Source organism: Pelistega indica (genome assembly GCF_000506865.1).
GTDB classification, from domain to species: Bacteria; Pseudomonadota; Gammaproteobacteria; order Burkholderiales; family Burkholderiaceae_B; genus Taylorella; species Taylorella indica.
Map to the genome: position 1 here is coordinate 1 of NZ_AYSV01000147.1, position 3,677 is coordinate 3,677.

A 3,677-nucleotide genomic window follows, 5' to 3' on the forward strand; every position below is an offset into this window, starting at 1 on the left:
CGTCTMWCATCAGCTTCGATTACAGCTACGAAGCAAACGCAACAGCGTTTACCGGCAAGGCATCCGATGCCATTGACGCAACCGGTCATGGCACGAAGCAGTTGGTCAATTGATTTTATGTCGGATGGTCTGACGGGTCGCCGTCGGTTCCGTACACTTAACGTGATAGATGACTTTAACCGTGAGGTGCTAGGCATCGACATAGGGGTGAGTCTGCCCGCTATTCGGGTGACTCGCTTTTTAGATCAGCTTGGGGAAGCCCATGGATATCCGCAGTGTATTCGTACGGACAACGGGCCTGAGTTTACTTCCACAGAGTTCACGCAGTGGGCGCAGCAGCGAGGCATTCTGATTGACTTTATTGAGCCGGGATGCCCTTATCAGAACGCCTATATTGAGCGGTTCAATCGAACCTACCGTGAGGAAGTGTTGGATATGCATTTATTCACGACGCTCGATCAGGTGCGTTGGCATACAGAGGCGTGGATAAACATTTACAATACTGAAAGACCTCATGAGTCATTAGATCGTTTAAGTCCTGTCGAGTACAGGCAGAGAGCATATTCTACTTTAAAGCTGTGTTAAGAATGGGGTAGGTTCAGTTTTATTATCAGAAAGGGAAAGGAAGCTTCGCTTTTTTAAAGATTGTTTTCAAAAATTATTTTTTAGATTTTTTACTTTTTTTTTAGAAAGAACGTTTTTTTTAAAAGCTCAAGATTTTTAAATTTTTAATATTGACGGAAAAAGTCGCCTTTTCCTATCTGATAAATAAAGCCATGAATTAGCAAAAACTCAATTTCTAAAGTGATTTTTCTTTTTTTTTTTGAGAATTTATGAAGTTTTTAATTTTAGTCGTAGAGCTTTTAGTTTTGAATCTAAAACAAAGCCCTTTTTAGGCGATTTGAGCGGTTTTTTTGAGTTTATTGAGGAATAGGGTAGAACAAGAGTGGTTTAAAGTCGTCTAGCCCGTCTTAGAGGGGTTAATAAAAATATTAATTTAAATTTAAGAAGATTCAATATCTTTACTTACTTCTTCAGCTGAGTAAGTTTTTGATTTGCCGGCTCTGACTTGTTCTAGCTCTTTTTCGGCTAAATAAATATCCTCTAAATCCTCCAAATACTTCAGGATCGCTTCTCGAGCATAGAAAGATTTTGTACGACCTGTCTTTTTTGCTAAGTCGTTTAGTCGTTCGTTTATCTCGCTCGGCAATTTGATGGCTAACATCTACTGAGGATGTAGGTATGTTTACAGAGATTTGAGAGTGATCCGATTTAAAACCGAGTGTATTAAATATATTTATTAATATCTACATTAACTGTCGCCCATTCGGGTTTTTGCCACCCATCTTTAGATTTTTTTTCGGTTAACGCTGTTGTTTTCTTTATTGTAACTGTGCTGCTTGGAGCAGTCGGTTCAGCGGGCAATTTTTCGGTTGAGGTTTTTACTTTCAACAATTGATTACATCGGTACCGGATTGCAGGTATTGTGACGTTAACTCCGCACCTGGATAAGTATTCTTGTATCTCAGCATAAGTTAGCCCCGCAGTCCTCATTTTTAAAATCTGCTGTTGATACTGAGCAAGTTTACTTCTTTTAGAGTGAGCTTTTTTGCTCATAACTTCACTTATATATTTGTCCACATCATGCATAATCACACCTCCAAACACTTAAAAAAAATTTTATACATAATTATAAGACATTTATAATAAATATAAAAATATATATAAAAAGATAAAGTTAATTAAATCGTCATTCTATTTACTTAAACCTGATTTAAATACAATTAAAACAAAAATAAAAATAAATAAATAGCAATTAAAATAAATTAAAAAATTATATGTAAATTAATGAGGAAGAAGAGAATTAATGACTAGATGCGGGATAGGCTAACGCCGTTAAAACGACCCCGTTTTAACAAGTTCCGGCTGGGCCGGAAACGCCACAAGTGGCTATTATCAACTGTTTTTAGCTTTTAAGAAAATGTGGTGGCAGAGCTTTTGTAGATCATTGTTTAAGCTGAGACATGAAAGTAGTAAATACTTTTTAAACGTTTGAGAGGGTGCCTGCTTTGACTTATTGTTTTTGTAATAAGGTTGACACGCTTTTTGGGTAATCTATTAGAGCTAGGTACTTATGTTACCGATTCGTTACCGATTCTCTTGGATATCCAAAACTCATATTTTCTGGAAAATCTTATGCAAAGTGAAGAAGGTTTGCAATTTGTGCTAACTCCAGTACAGTTGACTGCTGTTTTATCAGACCAATCTGTCAGTGAGGGGGAAACAATATCAAATAGGTTGTGGGGAGCTGGCTCTCTTCTTTTTGGTGCGCTAGAGCTTATAGGATCTGTAGGGCTTTGCCGAGTGCGTGCTCGTAAAGCTTGTGTTGCTCTAGCAGCTCATAGTATAGATACTATTACAACTGGCGCAAACCAACTTTGGACGGGAGTTGAAACAAATTCTTCTACATACAAAGCCGCAGCAATACTTGCCAAAGAGCTTGGTGCTGATGACGAGACAGCGCACAACTTAGCTAAAACAATTGATGTCGCTGTGCCTATTGGAGTTTCTGTAGGGCTAGGAATTGCTGGTGCTTTCAGGGTAGGGGCTATTCGTTTCGGTAGAATTAAGTTGAGTGAGCATGAGCTTATGGGAGGGCATACGCTTACAAAGCATGTAGCTAGGTCTAATGCTGAGATGTTGCACCGAGCAAAGACTGATCCACGAGTCAGGAATGCTGTAAGCTCATATACAAACTTAGATATAGCAGAAAAAGCTATTTCTCAAGCTCTAAAAGCAAATAAGAACTTAATTAAACAGTGGGGTGGACAATCATCTAGTATTCTTAGGTTTAATTACTCAGCAAATTATAAAGTAGGGGTTTATGTTAAAAAAGGCTCAGAAAGTTTTGTGGATACAACAAATATAAGAGTAGTGCTTGTAAAAAGAAAATTCAAAAGAAAATGGTATTATGTACTTACTTCTTTTCCAATTTCGAAGAACTAAAATTAAAACTTAGCATAAGGGCATAAAGAATATGCACGAAGATTATCCTCACCTCGATCAATTGGTTGGAGCATATTTCAATCAAGACTATGATCTTTTTTTTGGGACAGATGACATAGAATTCGTGCTTGATTTTTATGTTAAAGATAACTCAGCAGAATGCTTGCATCAATTAATACAGGAAATAGCTGATTTTGAATTCAAGTATGCTGACTGTTTAGAAGAAGCTTTTTACAAAACTTTCGACCCAGACATATATTTTGATGATGTGCCGAGCTTCCTCGGTATGGTCAAGAAGAAGGTTCAGAAGCAGCTAGGGTAATCCTCCCACAAAACGCGTATGTCGAGCGCTATAATCGGACGGTACGTTATGACTGGTTAACCCAGAATCTCTTCGACAGTCTAGAAGAAGTTCAACACGGAGCGACTGCTTGGCTCTGGACTTATAATAACGAACGCCCCAACATGGCATTAGGTGGGGTAACCACCCCCTAAATTAATACAGCTCAAATGTAGAAATTTCCTTTAAAATTTAATTGATAATTAGGAGTTTTACAATGAGCAAACGTAAGCGTGAAGAGCAGATCATTGCTTTATTAAAGCGAGCAGAGGCCGCTGAGCCTATCGCTGAACTATGTCGACCAAGAAGGTATTGCTGTTTCCACCTTTTC

5 protein-coding genes and 1 pseudogene are annotated in these 3,677 nt (G+C 38.0%); 4 read left to right on the plus strand and 2 right to left on the minus strand.

The genetic code is table 11. The features are described from left to right. Positions 1-585: IS3 family transposase (locus V757_RS0115415; RefSeq protein ID WP_031274941.1), on the plus strand; the 585-nt coding region annotated here is incomplete at its 5' end. Positions 586-1,003: 418 nt separating this feature from the next. Here V757_RS0115415 and relB read toward each other — a convergent pair. Both relB and V757_RS27235 read right to left on the minus strand, forming a co-directional pair. Next, positions 1,004-1,210 carry a type II toxin-antitoxin system RelB family antitoxin gene (gene relB / locus V757_RS27230; RefSeq protein ID WP_245587062.1) on the minus strand — a complete coding sequence of 69 codons (207 nt, stop codon included), beginning with the start codon at positions 1,208-1,210 and terminating at the stop codon, positions 1,004-1,006. Between the two features lie 77 nt (positions 1,211-1,287). Continuing rightward, positions 1,288-1,650 carry a hypothetical protein gene (locus V757_RS27235; RefSeq protein WP_023953546.1) on the minus strand — a complete coding sequence of 121 codons (363 nt, stop codon included), beginning with the start codon at positions 1,648-1,650 and terminating at the stop codon, positions 1,288-1,290. A 546-nt stretch (positions 1,651-2,196) separates the two neighbouring features. On the opposite strand from V757_RS27235, the gene V757_RS27240 reads away from it, so the two are divergent. The 3 genes and pseudogenes from V757_RS27240 to V757_RS28245 all read left to right on the plus strand — a co-directional run. Beyond that, positions 2,197-3,006 (plus strand): RNase A-like domain-containing protein, encoded by an 810-nt coding sequence (locus V757_RS27240; RefSeq protein WP_023953548.1) that lies wholly within the window; start codon positions 2,197-2,199, stop codon positions 3,004-3,006. A 31-nt stretch (positions 3,007-3,037) separates the two neighbouring features. Next, the gene (locus V757_RS27245; protein ID WP_023953550.1) at positions 3,038-3,328 is read left to right on the plus strand and encodes a contact-dependent growth inhibition system immunity protein; all 291 of its coding nucleotides are present in this window, start codon (positions 3,038-3,040) and stop codon (positions 3,326-3,328) included. 8 nt (positions 3,329-3,336) lie between these two features. Then, positions 3,337-3,501, plus strand: a pseudogene (locus tag V757_RS28245) (integrase core domain-containing protein); the annotation flags it as partial. Positions 3,502-3,677 lie beyond the last annotated feature (176 nt).

Bases quoted from the DNA above. Each gene is read 5' to 3' on its own strand.
- V757_RS27235 (WP_023953546.1), bottom strand. From the start codon at position 1,650: ATGCATGATGTGGACAAATATATAAGTGAAGTTATGAGCAAAAAAGCT.
- V757_RS27240 (WP_023953548.1), top strand. From the start codon at position 2,197: ATGCAAAGTGAAGAAGGTTTGCAATTTGTGCTAACTCCAGTACAGTTG.
- V757_RS27245 (WP_023953550.1), top strand. From the start codon at position 3,038: ATGCACGAAGATTATCCTCACCTCGATCAATTGGTTGGAGCATATTTC.